The following is a 17051-nucleotide window of genomic DNA, read 5'->3' as shown; positions in this document are numbered from 1 at the left end:
CGGTCTGTCTCACTCTCATGCAAAGGTAAGATCAACCATTTAATCGGCTTACCCGTTTTAGTGATGGCTAGAAGCTTCTGAAAAAAACGCCCGCCAGTGTCATTCTGGCAGGCGTTGTGTTGGTTGAAGCTAACCTGATATAACTTACACCCCAATCGGCTTATAACGAGTACGATGCGGCTCCATAGCATGCTCACCATGGGTCTTTTTCATATACTCTTCGTAATCAGAATAGTTCCCTTCGTAGAAGTTCACCACGCCCTCATCACGATAATCAAGAATGTGGGTAGCTACCCGGTCTAAGAACCAACGGTCGTGCGAGATCACCATAGCTGAGCCAGGAAACTCTAATAAGGCTTCTTCTAGCGCACGTAGGGTTTCAACATCAAGGTCATTGGTCGGTTCGTCCAAGAGTAACAGGTTACCACCAGCTTTTAATAGCTTGGCTAAATGCACCCGATTACGTTCACCCCCTGATAACTCACCAATGTGTTTTTGTTGGTCGTTACCACGGAAGTTAAAGCGACCCACATAGGCGCGGCTATTAATTTCAAAATTACCGATGCGGAGAATATCTTGGCCATCGGAGATTTCTTTCCACACGGTATTTTTGTCATTCATGTCATCACGGAACTGATCGACACTGGCCAACTGCACGGTGTCACCTAATTCAAGGGTACCAGAATCGGGTTGCTCTTTACCGGTGATCATGCGGAATAGCGTTGATTTACCAGCACCGTTCGGACCTATGATGCCAACAATAGCCCCTTTAGGAACGCTAAAGCTTAAGTCATTGATCAGTACCCGACCATCGTAGGCCTTATGCAAGTGCTGAACTTCAAGTACCTTATCGCCCAAGCGTGGGCCTGGTGGAATAAATAGCTCGTTGGTTTCGTTGCGTTTTTGGTAATCACCGCTTTGCAGTTCTTCAAACCGAGCCATCCGCGCCTTGCTTTTTGCTTGACGCCCTTTAGGATTTTGCCGTACCCACTCAAGTTCTTGTTTAATACTGCGTTGCCGAGCTTTTTCTTGTTTCTCTTCTTGCTCAAGACGTTGTTCTTTTTGTTCTAGCCAAGACGAGTAGTTGCCTTCCCAAGGGATGCCATAGCCACGGTCAAGCTCTAAAATCCAGCCCGCCACGTTATCTAAGAAATAACGGTCGTGGGTAATGGCAACCACGGTACCTTCGTAGTCGTGTAAGAAACGTTCTAACCAAGCGACCGATTCAGCATCCAAGTGGTTAGTTGGCTCATCTAATAGCAACATATCAGGTTTGCTCAGTAGCAAACGGCAAATGGCTACGCGGCGACGTTCACCACCCGATAATACTTTGATTTTGGTATCCCACGGCGGTAAGCGAAGCGAGTCAGCTGCACGCTCTAGCATATTGTCTAAGTTGTGACCGTCTTTAGCTTGCAGGATAGCCTCTAGCTGGCCTTGTTTTTTCGCTAAAGCATCAAAGTCAGCATCTTCTTCCGCGTAGGCTGCATAAACCTGATCGAGCTCAGCTAGCGCATTTTTCACGTCAGCCACGGCTTCTTCTACGGTTTCACGGACAGTTTTGTCTTCGTCTAATTGTGGTTCTTGTGGCAAATAGCCAATTTCAATACCAGCGAGCGGTCGGGCTTCGCCTTCAATTTCTTTATCGATACCTGCCATGATGCGTAACAGGGTGGATTTACCAGCGCCGTTTAAACCTAATACCCCAATCTTTGCGCCAGGAAAGAAAGATAACGAAATGTCTTTTAAAATCGTCTTTTTCGGCGGGACGACTTTACTGACCCGCGACATCGAATAGATATATTGTGCCATAACTGCCCATGTTCCTTGTGAGGGTGAAATCTTAATGGACTATTTTAACCCTTAAGTTGGCGCTAACCCAAGTATATTGGTAAACTAGCGCACAGATATTTCCAATAACCCGCTGTCACTCCGGCAGCTGCTGCAGTTAGGAGCCCTGATGTTAAAACATGAGATGAACATTGCTAGCTATGATGCTGAGTTGTGGCAAGCGATGACCGATGAAGTACAACGTCAAGAAGAGCATATCGAACTTATTGCGTCAGAAAATTACACCAGCCCACGCGTGTTACAAGCGCAAGGTTCGCAGTTAACCAATAAGTACGCAGAAGGCTATCCGCACAAACGTTACTACGGTGGTTGTGAATTTGTTGATGTGGTTGAAGATTTAGCCATTGAGCGAGCCAAGCAGTTGTTTGGCGCTTGCTATGCGAACGTGCAACCGCATGCTGGTTCACAGGCTAACTCAGCAGTGTTTTTAGCGCTCTTAAACGCTGGTGATACGGTATTGGGTATGAGCTTGGCCCATGGCGGCCACCTAACCCATGGTTCCCATGTGAACTTCTCTGGCAAACTCTACCATGCGGTGCAGTATGGTTTAGATGAAAGTACTGGCGAAATTAACTATGCCGAAGTGCGTGAGCTAGCCTTGCAGCACCAGCCTAAAATGATCGTGGCTGGTTTTTCTGCTTATTCAGGTATTGTCGATTGGGCTAAGTTCCGCGAAATTGCGGACGAAGTAGGCGCTTATTTGCTAGTGGATATGGCGCATGTGGCTGGGTTAGTGGCAGCAGGTCTCTATCCGAACCCGGTACCTTTTGCTGATGTAGTCACCACCACCACCCACAAAACCTTAGCTGGCCCGCGTAGTGGTTTGATTTTATCAGGTAAAGATGACCCTGAATTGCACAAAAAACTTAACGGTGGTGTGTTCCCAGGTAGCCAAGGTGGCCCTCTAATGCATGTGATTGCTGCTAAGGCAGTAGCGTTCAAAGAGGCGATGGAGCCAGAGTTTAAAGCGTACCAGCAGCAGGTGTTAACCAACGCCAATGCAATGGTGAAAGTGATGCAAGAACGCGGTTACAAGATTGTCTCTGGTGGCACCCAAAACCATTTGTTCTTAGTTGATTTAATTGATAAAGATATCACGGGTAAAGACGCTGATGCAGCTTTAGGTCGGGCCTATATTACGGTAAATAAAAACTCCGTACCCAACGACCCGCGTTCACCTTTTGTGACGTCAGGATTACGGCTAGGTACCCCAGCTATTACGCGTCGTGGCTTTAAGCAAGCAGAAGCTGAGCAAGTGGCACACTGGATTTGTGACGTGTTAGATAATATTAACGACGAAGCAGCCATCAGTGCCGTGCGTGACCAAGTAAAAGCCCTTTGTAAGCGCTTCCCGGTATACGGATAAGCAACTCTTTGGTCGAGAATTAGGGCGATGAGTTCATTAGGTTAGGCAAGGAAAGTTATTATGCATTGTCCTTTTTGTGGCACGCAAGATACCAAAGTCATCGATTCTCGGTTAGTTGCCGACGGCGCCTCAGTGCGGCGTCGGCGCGAATGCACCGAGTGTAAAGAGCGCTTTACGACGTTTGAGACGGCAGAGTTGATCATGCCTCGAGTTATAAAGTCCGATGGCACTCGCGAACCTTTTAACGAAGATAAATTGCGTAGTGGCTTATTACGCGCTTTAGAAAAACGTCCGGTTAGTCTCGAAGCCATTGAGCAAGCCATGCAGAATGTCAAATCGTCATTAAGGGCAACGGGCGAACGTGAAGTCACCAGCAAAATGATTGGTGGCTTAGTGATGGAAAACCTCAAAGCCTTGGATAAAGTCGCATACATCCGGTTTGCCTCGGTGTATCGCGCCTTTGATGATATTCGTGAATTTGGTGAAGAAATAGCTCGTCTCAATGACTAATACCCCAGTTAGGTGCCACCAATTCTATATGCAACGTGCCCTTGATTTAGCTGCGCAAGGGCGGTTTAGCGCTGCGCCAAATCCTATGGTGGGATGTGTGATTGTGCAGCACGGCCAGATCGTTGGCGAAGGCTGGCATCAACGAGCCGGTGAGCCTCATGCTGAAGTACATGCCTTAGCTGCCGCCGGCGCATCAGCCAAGCATGGCACTGCCTATGTGACGCTTGAACCATGTAGCCATTTCGGTCGTACTCCTCCATGCGCAGATGCACTCATCAAAGCCCAAGTGGCGCAAGTTGTGGTGGCGATGCAAGATCCGAATCCGCTGGTGAGTGGGCAAGGTATCTCACGTTTACGAGCAGCGGGTATTGAGGTGCTGGTTGGCGTGTTAGAAACCCAAGCGCGTGCCTTAAACTGCGGTTTTATCGCTCGGATGCAACGGCAACGGCCCTGGCTCAGACTGAAAATGGCAGCATCATTAGATGGCCAAACAGCCTTAGCAAATGGCGCCAGCCAATGGCTCACCAGCAGCGCAGCAAGAGCCGATGTGCATCGTTTTCGCGCCCAAAGTAGTGCCATTTTGAGTACTGCGACCACGGTGCTAGCTGACCAAGCCCGATTGACGGCGCGCGGCGAATGGGTACAACAACAGCCACTGCGCGTGATCATCGATAGTCAGGGAAAATTAAAGGGTGATGAGCCGCTCTTTACCGAAAGCACAGCAACCGCTGCGCCTATTTTATTGGTGCATAGTGCCGAACTGACGACGACCAGAACTTGGCCGGAGCAGGTAACAATTTTGCAGTTGCCAGTAACTAGCAGTGGCCAGATAGATTTAGCTGAGCTGTTACACCAGCTAGCCCAAACGTATCAGATTAATTCGGTTTGGACCGAATGTGGGGCGAACTTGGCCGGCGCATTGATTGCAGCCGGTTGGGTTGATGAACTTATTTTATATTTAGCCCCGAAATTATTAGGTGCAAGTGCGCAAGGTTTATTTGCTTTGCCGGTATGGCAGCAGCTCGCGCAAGCGCCCACCTTAACCTATCGAGATGTTCGCCAGGTGGGGGCCGATCTTCGTATTACCGCCACCATCAACGCGAACCAAGGAGACCTTTCATCGTGACCAGTTTGCCATCAACAACTAGCTCGTTACATAGTGCTGCCGATATTATTGCTGATATTAAGCAGGGTAAGATGGTTATTCTCATGGATGATGAAGACCGTGAAAACGAAGGGGATTTAATTCTGGCGGCAGAGTGTGTTACGCCAGCGGCAATCAATTTCATGGCACGTTACGGCAGGGGACTGATCTGCTTAACGCTGACCGAAGAACGCTGCGAGCAATTGCGTTTGCCGCTCATGGTGAATCAAAACAACGCCCCTTACGCCACTAATTTTACGGTCTCTATTGAAGCCGCAGAAGGGGTTACCACCGGGATTTCAGCGGCAGACCGAGCTCGTACGGTGCAAGCGGCGGTAGCAGCCGATGCTAAGCCAAGCGATTTGGTCATGCCAGGCCATATTTTCCCGTTGAAAGCCAAGCCAGGTGGGGTGCTGAATCGGGCTGGCCATACCGAAGCCGGCTGTGACTTAGCGAGATTGGCTGGGTTTGAACCAGCGGCAGTGATTGTGGAAATCTTAAATGAAGATGGCAGCATGGCGCGGCGGCCAGACTTAGAAAAATTTGCCGCTGAGCATGATATCAAGATCGGTACTATTGCTGATCTCATTGAGTACCGCTCGTTAACCGAGAAAACTGTGCAGCGCCAAGCGCACTGTAAACTGCCCACCGCGTACGGTGAATTTGAGTTAATTGCGTATCAAGACACCATTGATAAACAAGCCCACTATGCCTTAGTTAAGGGTGACATTAATAGCTCTGAGCCGGTGAATGTACGAGTTCATTTGCAAGATACTTTTAATGACCTCTTTGCCACTGAGCGCGCTGCTAAGCGCAGCTGGCCGCTCGCTCATGCGATGGAATTTATTGGTGCCAACAGCGGTGTTCTAGTGGTTATTGGGCGGCATCAAGATAGTGCCGGCATGCTTGAGCAAATTGCTCATTTTGCGGCAGAAGATCGTGGCGAAAGAAAGCCAACGGCGGCCGCCTCTAATGCCTCTCGTAACGTCGGTATCGGATCACAAATCTTGGCTGATTTAGGCGTCCATCAAATGCGGTTGATGAGCTCTCCCAAGCGTTATTCAGCGCTGTCAGGGTTTGGCCTAGAAGTGGTTGATTTTATTGAAGACCCAAATAACCCTGCGTAATCTCTGTAAGTTGCTGCCACAGCTGGGTATTGGCTGGGGCAGCAAGACCTAACTGAGCACTTTGCTGAGCTACAAATCCATTCAAATAATCAATTTCAGTTGGTCGCTGTTGGCGCACATCACTGAGCATCGACGAGCGATTTGCCGCTGTTTTTTGCATCACTTGGCGCGCCTGTGCGAGTAGTTGCGGAGCATCGAGAGACACTTGTTCATGCTTAGCTAAGGCAACGATCTCAGTCGCCAGTTGCATTTGCAATTGCTGTACGGGTAGCTGTAAAAGATCGCCGTTCGGACAGTCGTAAATCACTGTCAACGCATTAATTAAACAGTTGGTGGCGAGCTTGTGCCAACGCACTAATTTAATCTCGTCACTCCAGGCTAATGGCGGCAAAGCAGCCGCTAATTGTTGTTGTATTTGCGGCACTAGCCAAGGGCTGGGGGGATTATTAGCCGTAGCCGCCTGCGGAACGCTGTAGCCCAGCCAGCTTTGCCCCACACCAGCGTGAACTAATAATGGCCCTTGCCGATAGGCGCCGTGAGTGGTGCTCCAAAAGAGAGTATGCGCCGGTAACAACTGCTGTTCATGAGTGAGCATACCGTTATAACTTAAAATCAACGGGCAGCGCTCTAGCAATTGCGCTTGGGCTAACTGTACGAGTAGAGGCTGCACTTGATAGGCTTTTACTGCTGCAAAAATGCAGGTTCCAGGCTCAAGTTGCTCGAATGAAGTGGTCATTAACTGATAGTGCTGGTTTGAAAAACTCAGTTGCAGATGCCCAACAGCGGGTTGCTGGCGTGGGCACAGGCTCACTTGTAGCCCTTGTTGCTGGAGTTTGATGGCCACCAAACTACCCAGGGCACCGTTACCAACGACGGCCCAACGCATGTTAATTGGAATCCTGCTGGTAAGCTACTTCTAAACGCAGTAATGGCTTACGGAGTGCTAATAGAATCAATAGGCTAGGAACCACCATCAAGGCGGTGAGCACAAAAAATAGCTGCCAATCTCCGTCAAGAGCATTTACCACGAAGCCACTGTAAGATGAGAGTAAGGTACGGCCAAGGTTACCCAGCGAGGCAAGCAGGGCGTATTGGGTAGCGGTGAAGGCGCGGTTACACAACAAGCTAATAAAGGCAACAAAGGCGACCGTAGACCAAGCACCGGTAAAGCCATCGATAATCACCGCAGCCAACAGTAGGTTGGTATTAGGCCCCACCCCGGCTATCCAAGCAAAGAGCAGATTAGAAGCGGCCATGGCTAAACCACCAATAAGGAGGCCGCGCACTATGCCAAGGCGTAAATTAACTAAGCTCCCCAAAATTGCGAAAACGATGGTGACCCACCAAGTGACTAATTTTGAGTAAATGGCAATGTCATCGTTGGTGAAACCGATTTCTTTATAGAACACAATCGACATTCGGCCTAAAAAGGCCTCGCCAATCTTAAACAAAAAGATAAAAGCCAACATGCTCAGGGCTAATCGCCAGCCGCTGCGTTTAAAAAATTCTGCTATGGGTGCAACCAGAGTATGGTGAAACCAACTTTGGCCAGCCTTTAATTGGGTGGTGACCGCTGAGTAGCGAGTGGAGTTTGGCGCCAGAATAACCCAAAAGATTTGCGCCACCATCACGAGGGTGAGCAGGCTGTAGGCTTGTTGCCAGTTCCAATGGGTGCCATCCACCAGAAAAAACGGAATGGCGCCAAGGCCGCTGTAACCAGTCCACCAGCCTGCTGTTGCCATGGCGGCGCCAGCGGATTGTAGGCGCGCTTCGTGGGCACCGAAGCTTTCAATGCGGTAGGCATCAATAGCGATATCTTGGGTTGCTGATAAAAACGCGATAACCACAGCTAACAGTGCAATCCACCAGGTTTGCGCAGTAACATCCAGCCAGCCCAAACCGGCGGTCGCCGCCAAAATACCGAGTAAACAGACCAGTAGCCAACTACGGCGTTGTCCCAAGTGGCGAGCGAGCCAGGGTAGGCGCACCCGATCAATGACAGGTGACCAAAGTGCATTGATGGAATAAGCAATAAAAACAATACCAAATAAACCGATATTGGCTCGATTTACTCCGGCTTCTTGCAGCCAAGCGGAGAGCATGGAGCCGATCAGCACCCACGGAAACCCACTGATCATGCCAAAACCAAAAATCACCCAGATCCTTGGCTCTCGGTAAACAGCGAAATCTTTATACCAAGGGGTAGCTGACATTAGAGCGCCGGCAGCACATCAATACGAATCAGCATGGGCGGCTCAAGCGGCACATCACCCCAACCGGTAGGCTCATGAAACACATGGGTTTCAGTTGCCGCGAGCTGCTCTAGCACGTCTTCACCCTCAACAACCCAGCCAAACACAGCGTAGCCCCAACGGCTACTGCTCGGGTCTAGTTTGGTATTGTCGGCGACGTTAAAATAAAACTGGCGGGTTGCTGAGTGCGGATCGCTCACTCGGGCCATGGCGATGGTGCCATAACTGTTGCTCAGCCCATTACCAGATTCATTGACAATAGCAGGGCGCTCTACTTTGGCTTTAAAGTCAGCATCGTAGCCACCACCTTGCACCACAAAACCGGGCACAATGCGGTGAAAAATTGTGTTGTTGTAACTCCCAATTTCAACGTACTCAAGAAAGTTTTTGACGGTGAGTGGGGCTTTAGCACGGTTTAATTCAACCACGATATCACCGGCACTGGTGACCATCTTCACTCGCGGAAACTGGTTGTTTGGTTGAATTTCTGCAGCTGCGGGCGCTAGCAAGGCGGTCAGCAGGAACGTACCTAAAATAAAATGAGAATAAAGCTGTTTCAGCATGGTTAACCTCGAGCTCTCCAAATCACAAATTTGGCATTTTGTGCGTGTTGATCTACCTGTTTAAACAAACGCTTAAGGCTAGCATAATAAGGTAAGTGACGATTGGCGACCAGCCATAATTCACCGTTTGGTTGCAGCACGCGCTTAGCATCACGGAACATCTGCCGCGCGATATGTTCGGTAACCGCATGTTCTTGATGAAACGGAGGATTACATAGAATCAAATCAGCACTCGCACTTGGTTGTTGACTCAAACAATCGTCCACCCGAGTTTGATAAGCTTCAGAGTGAGGCAAATTCAAGTCGATATTAGTGCGGCAAGAGGCCATAGCCAAATAAGATTCATCGACCCAAGTCACTTGGCTGTGAGGCGATTGCTGTGCATAAACAATCCCCAGGATGCCATTACCGCAACCTAAATCGATAACCCGATTGGCGCCCGCAGCGGGCATGTGTTGCAGCATAAACCGAGCGCCAATATCAAGTGCATTACGGGCAAATACCCCTGCATGATGGCGCATTTCTAGGCCGTATTCAGGCAGTTGCCATGCATCAATAAAATCGGCAGGTTCAGCGTCTGCAACTGCTTTCAGCTGCGCCTCTAAGGTGCGAGACTTTTTACTGGCAAGGGATACCGAGACATTATCGCAGTAACGTTCAAACAGTTGCCGCACGCTAGGAGTAAATAACTTACTTTTCGCCGCTGCCACTATGGGGGTGCCTGGTTTCAGTGTGGTAGCTAGCGTTGCTAATTGAAACTCTAATAAGCTGATACTTTTCGGTATTTTCAAAAGCACAGCATCAATATTAGGTGGCAAGTTTTGCAGCGGTTGTAAGAGGTTTAAAGCCGGTAGTTGCAGGTTCAGCTGATTTAGTTTGCTATTGTGTTGAAAGCCACGCTGGCTCACGTAAGAGTCGGTTAAGCTATGAACGACCGGTGGCGGAGTGAGTAGCTCAGAGTGGCAAGCCATCAGCAGTGCACCAAAACTATCATTAATTAATAGCGGTGCCTGCCATTGCGGACGCTGCGTCGCTAGCCAACTATGTATAAGTTCATCAGCCGCATCCCAAGCCTGCAAAGGATCTTGCTTGCGCGCCGGAAAGCGTTGTAGGTGCCAACTACCAAGTTCGGTAGTGAAAGTGGTAGCAGCGCTAGGCGTGCCCGTACGTATTGATTGACGTGAGTTCATAAGCTGATTAAATGGTCGGACATTTCTCTTGTTAACAATCGTGCTATGATAGCGAAAAACGACAGGTGACTATAGGTTTATATAACGTGAAAATATACGCAGAAATTACCGGCTGGGGCAAATGCTTGCCGCCAGCTATTATGACCAACGACGATTTAGCTACTTTTTTAGATACCTCGGATGAGTGGATTCGCACCCGTACTGGTATTGAAGAACGTCGGGTAAGCTACGTCGGCACCTCCAAATTAGCCACAGTAGCGGCGCGCAATGCCTTGGCCGCAGCTGGCCTTGATGCCAATGACCTTGATTTAATCATTGTTGGTACCTGTACCCCAGACGAAATTATCCCCAATGTGGCCTCAGCTGTGCAGCGTGATTTGGGTGCCAAATATGCTGCGGCATTTGATCTTAATGCTGCCTGCAGCAGTTTTTTATATGGGATGCATTATGCAACGCAAGCGATTCGCACCGGCGCCCATAAAAAAGTACTGATTATTGGAGCTGAGCGCTTAACCCGCATTTTGGATTGGACCAAGCGTGAAAGCGCAGTGCTCTTTGGTGACGGCGCTGGCGCTATGGTGCTGGAAGCAACTACCGAAGAATGCGGCTTATTAGCCTCTCACGTCACTTGCGATGCTGATGCCCGCGATGTTCTGGCGTTAGAGTTTGGCATGAGTTTTGACCGCTTTGGCTTTGACGGCATCATGCCGTTTAATTTTGTTGGCCAAGAGATTTTCAAGCGGGCAGTGAAAGGCATGAACATGGCCGTTGAAAAGGTGTTTGCAGAAACCGGTTTGACGACCGATGACATAGACTCACTCATACCGCATCAAGCGAATAAGCGCCTTATCGATTACTTGGCCAAGATGTGTCATGTGCCGGAAGAGAAAACCGTGATTAATATTCAAAAATACGGCAATACCTCTTCTGCTACCTTGCCTATCGCTTTTTGTGAAGCGGTTGAGCAGGGTATCGTTAAACCGGGTGATACTATTGTGTCAGCAGTTTTCGGTGGTGGCCTAACCTGTGGCGCCGGCATCATTAAATGGGGCCAACGAGTCACCCCAATTCGCGACAATAACGAAACGCTACCAAGTAATGGGCAAACCGCTTTAGATTTAATTTTGCCAGTGTACGAAGGCACGCGTAAAGCATGGGAAAAACGTGAACATGAATAAACACAGCTCAGGGTTTGTCAAACAAGAAGTAAAGCAAGGGGTGTTGTGGTTAACACTAACCCGAACAGATAAGAAGAATGCGTTAACGCAAACCATGTATCTTGAACTCAGCAAAGCGTTACAAGATGCTGATCGTGATAGCAGCATTTCAGCTGTGATCTTAACCGGTTCGGGCGACAGTTTTACTGCCGGCAATGACTTACATGACTTCTTGGCGATTGAAGATTTAGATGATAGCGCACCACCGTTTGAGTTTTTATACACCTTAAGTCGGCTTAGCGTGCCTTTGGTAGCCGGCGTCAATGGTTTATCCATTGGTATCGGAACCACCATTTTGCTGCATTGTGATTTGGTGTATGCCAGCTCTAGCGCTACCTTTGCCCTACCTTTTATTAATTTGGGCTTGGTACCAGAGGCCGCATCGAGTTTGTTACTGCCTAAGTTAGTCGGGCACTTGCGTGCGTCTGAGTTACTGTTATTAGGCGATAGCTTTGATGCTAGCGCGGCACTAGCTTATGGGCTGGTCAATAAAGTCGTAGCGCCAGAGCAACTAGCGGTCGAACTGGAGCAAGTAGCTGCAGCCTTGGCAAGTAAGCCTCGGGCTGGCTTACGCGCTGCAAAACGATTGATCAAAGAGCAGGATGAACCGGTAGCTGATAGAATTGAGCGCGAAGCCCATATCTTTATCAAAGCACTGAGTTCTGAAACCGCTCGTAAAGCCATTGCTGAGCGCTTGCAGCGCAAAAAATAGTAAGATTGCTGCAATAATAGGCAGTTGAGACGGCAAGCCTTGCTACTCAACTGCCTTTGCGTAATAATGCGCGACGTTATGGTGGCCTCATTGGTCCCCCCGCAACACGAACTGGCGAACCCGGTCAGGCCCGGAAGGGAGCAGCCGTAGTTAGGGATGTGTGTGCCGGGGTGCTGGCTGGTGAGGCCGCCACCCAATAACAACAAAATCCTACTTGAGTTTCCCGCACGAAGAATTCACTATCTTAATTCACTTACAGTAAATGAATTGAGATGACCATGCCTAAAAATATCGAACCGGTTTATTACGGCGAGTATTTACAGCTCGATAAACTCCTAGATGCGCAAGCTCCGCATAGCCGCAAATACGGTGCAGAAGCGCACGACGAAACCCTCTTTATTATTGTGCACCAAGTTTATGAGCTTTGGTTTAAACAAGTTCTGCACGAGTTGCGCTCTATTCATCAAGCTTTGCAAGCCGACCAATTAGATGACCGCACGCTCTATACGTTAGCCCACCGACTGAAACGTGTGCTGGCCATTCAAGACTTAATGAATGATCAGGTGGGGATTATCGAGACCATGACTCCGCAAGAGTTTTTGGCGTTTCGGGATTATTTGGTGCCAGCTTCTGGGTTCCAAAGTATTCAGTTCAAAGAACTGGAAATTCTGCTCGGGTTAACGCGCGGCCATCGTATCGCTTTTGATCAGCAATCCTTTTATAACCGCCTGAATGACACTGACCGTGCTTATCTTGAAGCGTTAGAACAGCAACCTAGTCTATTTGACCGAGTGGATGCTTGGTTGGCACGTATGCCTTTTTTAGAGTTTAACGACTTTAGTTTTTGGCAAACTTACCAACAAGCTGTAACTGCCGCATTAGATCATGACGAAAAAATTATTCGTGAAACCGCGGCGACACCCGAGCAGTTGGCGACGGAACTGGCGTCATTACAGTCAAATCGGGATAATTTTGCCGCTCTTTTTGATAACAATCGTTATATTGAGTTGCAAAAAAATGGCCAGGTACGTCTATCGCAGCAGGCCATGTTAAGCGCTTTATTTATTACTCAGTACCGCGAAGAGCCAGCTTTTCACTTAGCACATCAGGTGATTACCGGGTTAGCAGAAATGGACGAGAAGCTGACTATTTGGCGCTATAAGCACGCGATGATGGTGCAGCGTATGTTGGGGACTAAAATTGGAACCGGTGGTTCTTCTGGGCATGATTATCTGCGCCGCACCACGGAACAAAATCGGGTGTTCAAAGATTTCTTTGCGATGGCGACTTATTTGCTTCCTAAAGCCGCCTTGCCAGAGTTGCCTGCGCACGTGCAACAAGCGCTTGGCTTTTATTTCCGCTCAAACCATGCAACCGCTTGATGTAATGCTTGTAGTTGGTCGGCTATGCGCGCACTGAGCCACTCGGTGCGCTGTGGTTGGCGCTGTTGCACTAAGGCATGCAAATGCAGCCGTACTTCCGCCAAGTAGTCGGCGGGGCAGGTAGCATCGGCCCGAAACAATTGGGCGTCAAACCAATCGACGAATTGTTCTTCATCAATTTGCAAACGATCAATGCGTAATGCTAAAGCTGCTAATTGTTGCTCTACTTGGGATTGCAAATGAGCTAACTGATGCTTTAGTGTATGTACTGAGGATGCTGATGAGGCCATGCTCATTCCTTGCGCTGGTGGTTACTACCTAGATTGAGGTACTGTACTCCATCTGCAAGCCAAACCAAACTCTAAAATAGGGTAGTTTGGCGAGCCAGTGGAAGGCAGTTACTAAAGTGCTTCATAGGCATCTGTTAAGATGCTGTAAACGTCATTATATAAGGTTTTGCTGTAAGCTATAACTGATATCGGTAGTTGACAGGATTACTTGTATCGTGGGAGTATTGAGTCATTATTACCTTAGTACTCCTAATGGTAATAGCTGCAAGTGTTGATTAAACTCTTTTCGTCACTCAAATAACTGGGAGGCTAACAGCATAAGGCTGTTACGCTTAAAGTTAAGTCAAATTGGTTGGGAACTATGACCAAAGTAATCAATAAAAGCAAAGTTGCTGCTGCCGTTATCGGTATGTTTGCAATTGCAGGTAGCGCGACAGTAGCTGCCCAAGACGTTTCTACGTTGCAAAACGAAGAAGCTAAGATCCACGCCGCAGATCAACGCTCTCAGCAAAAGATCAATTCTTTGTTTGAGCAAAGCCAAGATATGCTGTACGAATATCGCGGAATTGTAGACGAATATGAGAACTTAAAAGTCTACAACGACCACGTGCAACGTTTGGTTGATGACCAAAACGCATCACTGGCTTCTCTACAGCGCCAGATCGATGGCATCGAAGCAACGAAGCAAGGCGTTGTTCCTTTGATGTACAAAATGATCGACGCTTTGGAGCAGTTTGTGGAGCTGGACATTCCAATTCACAAAGAGCGCCGTTTGGCTCGAGTTGAACGTTTACGTGAAATCATGGGTGCATCTAACGTTGCTACCTCTGAGCAATTCCGTCAAATCACTGAAGCCTATCAAGCAGAAATGGATTACGGTTCAGGTCTGATTGCATACGAAGGCAAGTTGCAGTTCGAAGGCGAAGAAATCTCTGTAGACTTCTTCCACTTAGGCCGTGCAGCATTAATGGCACAATCGTTAGATTTGAAAAACGGTTGGATTTATAACGTCGAATCTGGCGCATGGGAAAAGCTTGATGATGCTTACTTAAGCTCATTAACCAAAGCTATTCGTATGGCGCGTAAGCAAACCGCCCCAGATCTGATCAAACTGCCAATTTATGCAGCGGAGCGTGCAGAATGAACAAACTAGTGAAATCTTTGCTGGTCGCAGCAGCATTCTCATTAACGGCTGGCGCAACTTCTGCTTATGCGCAAGAGCAAGCACAATCTCTTGAGCAGTTGCTTGAGCTGGTAAAACAAAACCGAGCTGCTTCACAGCAGATCAATAAAGAGCGTGAAGCTGAATTCACTGACGCTCGTGCTGATAAGCAAGCTTTATTAAACCGTGCGAAGAAACAATTAGCTGACGAGAAAGCTCGTGGCGAAAGTTTACAAACACAATTTGCTGAAAACGAAATTTCATTAGCTAACAAAGAGCAAGAGCTACAAAACGCCCTTGGTACTTTGGGTGAAATCGTGGGTGTTGCCCGTGGTGCAGCTAGTGAAACTATCGGTCGTATCGCCACTTCAATCGTAAGTGCACAGTATCCTGGTCGTGAAGACGTTCTAGAGTCTGTAGCTGAAGCGAAAGAAGTACCTACCATTGCTGAATTAGAAGAGCTTTGGTTGGCATGGTTAACCGAGATGCAACAGTCAGGTAAAGTTGTAACCTTCAACGCAGACGTTACTTTGCTTGATGGTTCTTCAGAAAACCGTGACGTTACTCGGATTGGTGTATTCAACCTGATCTCTAACGGTGAATACTTCAACTACAACGACTCAGCTGAAGAAATTCAACCCTTAGGTCGTCAGCCTGAAGGCTTCGTGTTATCTGCTGTTAGCGCATTTGAAAGTGCAACTACTGGCTACGAAGGTTTATACATTGACCCAGCTCGTGGTCAAATCTTGAACCTAGCTACCCAGAAAGCAACTCTTGAAGAGCGTTATCACCAAGGTGGCACCGTAGGTTACGTTATTACTGTAGCGTTAATCGTGGGCTTCTTGATTGCTATCTATAAGTTTGTAACCTTAGGCTTAGAAAGCGCGAAGATGCGTTCACAGTTGAAAAACACTGAGAATCCATCAAGCAAGAACGCCTTGGGCCGTATCTTGAAGGTTTATCAAGAGAACAAACACGCTGACACCGAAAACCTAGAATTGAAACTTGATGAAGCTATTCTGCGCGAGACTCCAAGCATTGAGAGCGGCGTTAATATCATCAAGATTTTGGCTGCGATCGCACCATTGCTAGGTCTATTAGGTACAGTTGTTGGTATGATCGGTACCTTCCAATCAATCACCTTGTTTGGTACCGGTGATCCGAAAATCATGGCAGGTGACATCTCAATGGCGTTGGTTACCACCGCATTGGGTCTGATTGCAGCACTGCCACTGATTCTTGTACATGCCATTGTGGCAGCGCGTGCTAAGTCTATTGTTCACGTATTAGACGAGCAAGCTGCAGGTATCGTCGCCGCTCACGCGGAGAAGAAGGAGTAATCCTATGGTATACCTGATGGAACTCTGGGAATCTATCAGGGATTTTCTGGGTACCGGTGGCGACGTCCTGTACGTCGTCATGGGAGCGCTCTTTCTCATGTGGGTACTCATGATAGAGCGCTACTGGTTCCTGACCGGTGTGTTTCCTAAGATCAAACAAGAAATTGTTGATAAATGGAACGCCCGAGAAGATACCACCTCGTGGTACGCTCATAAAATCCGTGAAGCATGGATTTCTGAAGCCGACGAAAAGCTAAACGCGCGCATTTTGTTGATTAAAACCTGCGTAGCGATTTGTCCGTTGATCGGACTACTAGGCACCGTAACCGGGATGATTGCAGTCTTTGAAATCATGGCGGTACAAGGTACTGGTAACCCACGTCTGATGGCGTCGGGTATTTCGATGGCTACCATCCCAACTATGGCGGGAATGGTTGCTGCATTGTCTGGTATGTTCTTCGCATCACGCTTAGAAGCGCGGGTACGTCGGGCCAAAGACAAGCTAATCGACAGTTTGCCACATCATTAAGAGAGAAGAATTATGGCACGTAAACGTTTTCGTGAAGAGGAAGATGCAGCGATCGATATGACGCCGATGCTAGACATCGTATTCATCATGTTGATCTTCTTCATCGTAACCACCTCTTTCGTTAAAGAAGCTGGTATTGACGTGAACAAGCCAGAAGCAAGTCAAGCAGAGAAAAAACCTTCTGCTAACATCTTTATCGCTATTCGTGCGAACGGCGAAGTATGGATGGACAAGCGTATGGTTGATGTTGAGCGTGTAGGCGCAAACATCGAGCGTCTTTTGGCCGAACAGCCAACTGATATCGTAGTGATTCAGGCGGACAAAGAAGCCAAACATGGCGTTGTCGTTAAGGTCATGGATCAAATCAAGGAAGCGGGTATTGACAAGATATCCATAGCCGCAGAGGACGATTAATT

Annotated in this window: 17 protein-coding genes and 1 other RNA gene; 12 read left to right on the top strand and 6 right to left on the bottom strand. The window is 48.2% G+C overall.

Annotated elements, in window-relative coordinates:
* Positions 1-144 precede the first annotated feature (144 nt).
* Positions 145-1812, bottom strand: a complete 1668-nt coding sequence (gene ettA, locus NOG12_RS05850; protein WP_153826708.1) for an energy-dependent translational throttle protein EttA — start codon at positions 1810-1812, stop codon at positions 145-147.
* A gap of 148 nt (positions 1813-1960) precedes the next feature.
* Between ettA and glyA the strand changes: the two genes are divergently transcribed.
* The 4 genes from glyA (at position 1961) to ribBA (ending at position 5998) form a co-directional block, all read left to right on the top strand.
* Positions 1961-3217, top strand: coding sequence for a serine hydroxymethyltransferase (glyA, locus tag NOG12_RS05845; RefSeq protein ID WP_110074737.1), 1257 nt, complete (start codon positions 1961-1963; stop codon positions 3215-3217).
* A 60-nt stretch (positions 3218-3277) separates the two neighbouring features.
* On the top strand, positions 3278-3727 hold the full coding sequence (gene nrdR, locus NOG12_RS05840) for a transcriptional regulator NrdR (protein ID WP_110074736.1): 450 nt from the start codon (positions 3278-3280) through the stop codon (positions 3725-3727).
* Positions 3720-4853 carry a bifunctional diaminohydroxyphosphoribosylaminopyrimidine deaminase/5-amino-6-(5-phosphoribosylamino)uracil reductase RibD gene (ribD, locus tag NOG12_RS05835; protein ID WP_313932683.1) on the top strand — a complete coding sequence of 378 codons (1134 nt, stop codon included), beginning with the start codon at positions 3720-3722 and terminating at the stop codon, positions 4851-4853. Before nrdR ends, ribD begins: the two co-directional genes overlap by 8 nt.
* 71 nt (positions 4854-4924) lie before the next feature.
* Entirely contained in the window at positions 4925-5998 is a 1074-nt protein-coding gene (gene ribBA / locus NOG12_RS05830) for a bifunctional 3,4-dihydroxy-2-butanone-4-phosphate synthase/GTP cyclohydrolase II (protein ID WP_418055301.1), read from the top strand.
* Here ribBA and NOG12_RS05825 read toward each other — a convergent pair.
* Genes NOG12_RS05825 through NOG12_RS05810 form a run of 4 tightly spaced genes read right to left on the bottom strand, consistent with a single transcriptional unit; the run spans position 5970 to position 10003 of the window.
* Complete coding sequence (locus NOG12_RS05825; RefSeq protein ID WP_153826705.1) at positions 5970-6884, bottom strand: ketopantoate reductase family protein; 915 nt, start codon at positions 6882-6884, stop codon at positions 5970-5972. The genes ribBA and NOG12_RS05825 overlap by 29 nt on opposite strands.
* A 1-nt stretch (position 6885) precedes the next feature.
* Positions 6886-8211, bottom strand: coding sequence for an AmpG family muropeptide MFS transporter (locus NOG12_RS05820; protein WP_313932682.1), 1326 nt, complete (start codon positions 8209-8211; stop codon positions 6886-6888).
* Positions 8211-8813 carry a peptidylprolyl isomerase gene (locus NOG12_RS05815; protein ID WP_313932681.1) on the bottom strand — a complete coding sequence of 201 codons (603 nt, stop codon included), beginning with the start codon at positions 8811-8813 and terminating at the stop codon, positions 8211-8213. The genes NOG12_RS05820 and NOG12_RS05815 overlap by 1 nt, the downstream gene beginning before the upstream one ends.
* A 2-nt stretch (positions 8814-8815) precedes the next feature.
* Positions 8816-10003, bottom strand: a complete 1188-nt coding sequence (locus NOG12_RS05810; RefSeq protein WP_153826702.1) for a methyltransferase — start codon at positions 10001-10003, stop codon at positions 8816-8818.
* Positions 10004-10089: 86 nt separating this feature from the next.
* Between NOG12_RS05810 and NOG12_RS05805 the strand changes: the two genes are divergently transcribed.
* The 4 genes from NOG12_RS05805 to NOG12_RS05790 all read left to right on the top strand — a co-directional run bounded on the left by NOG12_RS05805 (position 10090) and on the right by NOG12_RS05790 (position 13314).
* The gene (locus NOG12_RS05805) at positions 10090-11181 is read left to right on the top strand and encodes a ketoacyl-ACP synthase III (protein ID WP_313932680.1); all 1092 of its coding nucleotides are present in this window, start codon (positions 10090-10092) and stop codon (positions 11179-11181) included.
* Positions 11174-11932 carry an enoyl-CoA hydratase gene (locus tag NOG12_RS05800; RefSeq protein WP_313932679.1) on the top strand — a complete coding sequence of 253 codons (759 nt, stop codon included), beginning with the start codon at positions 11174-11176 and terminating at the stop codon, positions 11930-11932. Before NOG12_RS05805 ends, NOG12_RS05800 begins: the two co-directional genes overlap by 8 nt.
* An 88-nt stretch (positions 11933-12020) precedes the next feature.
* An RNA gene (ffs, locus tag NOG12_RS05795) (signal recognition particle sRNA small type) lies at positions 12021-12118 on the top strand.
* Between the two features lie 92 nt (positions 12119-12210).
* Positions 12211-13314, top strand: a complete 1104-nt coding sequence (locus NOG12_RS05790) for a tryptophan 2,3-dioxygenase family protein (RefSeq protein ID WP_313932686.1) — start codon at positions 12211-12213, stop codon at positions 13312-13314.
* Here NOG12_RS05790 and priC read toward each other — a convergent pair.
* Positions 13284-13604, bottom strand: coding sequence for a primosomal replication protein PriC (gene priC, locus NOG12_RS05785; RefSeq protein WP_162014544.1), 321 nt, complete (start codon positions 13602-13604; stop codon positions 13284-13286). The genes NOG12_RS05790 and priC overlap by 31 nt on opposite strands.
* A 361-nt stretch (positions 13605-13965) precedes the next feature.
* Between priC and NOG12_RS05780 the strand changes: the two genes are divergently transcribed.
* From NOG12_RS05780 to NOG12_RS05765, 4 genes are read left to right on the top strand one after another with little or no spacing between them, the layout of a single operon-like run.
* Positions 13966-14748, top strand: a complete 783-nt coding sequence (locus tag NOG12_RS05780) for a DUF3450 domain-containing protein (RefSeq protein WP_110074726.1) — start codon at positions 13966-13968, stop codon at positions 14746-14748.
* On the top strand, positions 14745-16106 hold the full coding sequence (locus NOG12_RS05775; protein ID WP_110074725.1) for a MotA/TolQ/ExbB proton channel family protein: 1362 nt from the start codon (positions 14745-14747) through the stop codon (positions 16104-16106). Before NOG12_RS05780 ends, NOG12_RS05775 begins: the two co-directional genes overlap by 4 nt.
* Before the next feature lie 4 nt (positions 16107-16110).
* Positions 16111-16635, top strand: a complete 525-nt coding sequence (locus NOG12_RS05770) for a MotA/TolQ/ExbB proton channel family protein (protein ID WP_110074724.1) — start codon at positions 16111-16113, stop codon at positions 16633-16635.
* A gap of 12 nt (positions 16636-16647) precedes the next feature.
* Entirely contained in the window at positions 16648-17049 is a 402-nt protein-coding gene (locus NOG12_RS05765) for an ExbD/TolR family protein (protein WP_092855554.1), read from the top strand.
* Positions 17050-17051 lie beyond the last annotated feature (2 nt).

The sequence above is a fragment of the Pseudidiomarina fusca genome, assembly GCF_032227045.1.
Classification (GTDB): Bacteria; Pseudomonadota; Gammaproteobacteria; order Enterobacterales; family Alteromonadaceae; genus Pseudidiomarina; species Pseudidiomarina fusca.
Note: the sequence above shows the minus strand (reverse complement) of the source record. Positions and strands in the feature narration are given on the sequence as shown.

Excerpts from the sequence above, each read along its gene's own strand:
- priC (WP_162014544.1), bottom strand. The coding sequence starts at position 13,604 with ATGGCCTCATCAGCATCCTCAGTACATACACTAAAGCATCAGTTAGCT.
- ribBA (WP_418055301.1), top strand. The coding sequence starts at position 4,925 with ATGGTTATTCTCATGGATGATGAAGACCGTGAAAACGAAGGGGATTTA.
- NOG12_RS05775 (WP_110074725.1), top strand. The coding sequence starts at position 14,745 with ATGAACAAACTAGTGAAATCTTTGCTGGTCGCAGCAGCATTCTCATTA.
- NOG12_RS05770 (WP_110074724.1), top strand. The coding sequence starts at position 16,111 with ATGGTATACCTGATGGAACTCTGGGAATCTATCAGGGATTTTCTGGGT.
- glyA (WP_110074737.1), top strand. The coding sequence starts at position 1,961 with ATGTTAAAACATGAGATGAACATTGCTAGCTATGATGCTGAGTTGTGG.
- NOG12_RS05815 (WP_313932681.1), bottom strand. The coding sequence starts at position 8,813 with ATGCTGAAACAGCTTTATTCTCATTTTATTTTAGGTACGTTCCTGCTG.
- NOG12_RS05825 (WP_153826705.1), bottom strand. The coding sequence starts at position 6,884 with ATGCGTTGGGCCGTCGTTGGTAACGGTGCCCTGGGTAGTTTGGTGGCC.
- NOG12_RS05790 (WP_313932686.1), top strand. The coding sequence starts at position 12,211 with ATGCCTAAAAATATCGAACCGGTTTATTACGGCGAGTATTTACAGCTC.
- NOG12_RS05800 (WP_313932679.1), top strand. The coding sequence starts at position 11,174 with ATGAATAAACACAGCTCAGGGTTTGTCAAACAAGAAGTAAAGCAAGGG.
- NOG12_RS05810 (WP_153826702.1), bottom strand. The coding sequence starts at position 10,003 with ATGAACTCACGTCAATCAATACGTACGGGCACGCCTAGCGCTGCTACC.
- ribD (WP_313932683.1), top strand. The coding sequence starts at position 3,720 with ATGACTAATACCCCAGTTAGGTGCCACCAATTCTATATGCAACGTGCC.
- nrdR (WP_110074736.1), top strand. The coding sequence starts at position 3,278 with ATGCATTGTCCTTTTTGTGGCACGCAAGATACCAAAGTCATCGATTCT.
- NOG12_RS05820 (WP_313932682.1), bottom strand. The coding sequence starts at position 8,211 with ATGTCAGCTACCCCTTGGTATAAAGATTTCGCTGTTTACCGAGAGCCA.
- ettA (WP_153826708.1), bottom strand. The coding sequence starts at position 1,812 with ATGGCACAATATATCTATTCGATGTCGCGGGTCAGTAAAGTCGTCCCG.
- NOG12_RS05765 (WP_092855554.1), top strand. The coding sequence starts at position 16,648 with ATGGCACGTAAACGTTTTCGTGAAGAGGAAGATGCAGCGATCGATATG.
- NOG12_RS05780 (WP_110074726.1), top strand. The coding sequence starts at position 13,966 with ATGACCAAAGTAATCAATAAAAGCAAAGTTGCTGCTGCCGTTATCGGT.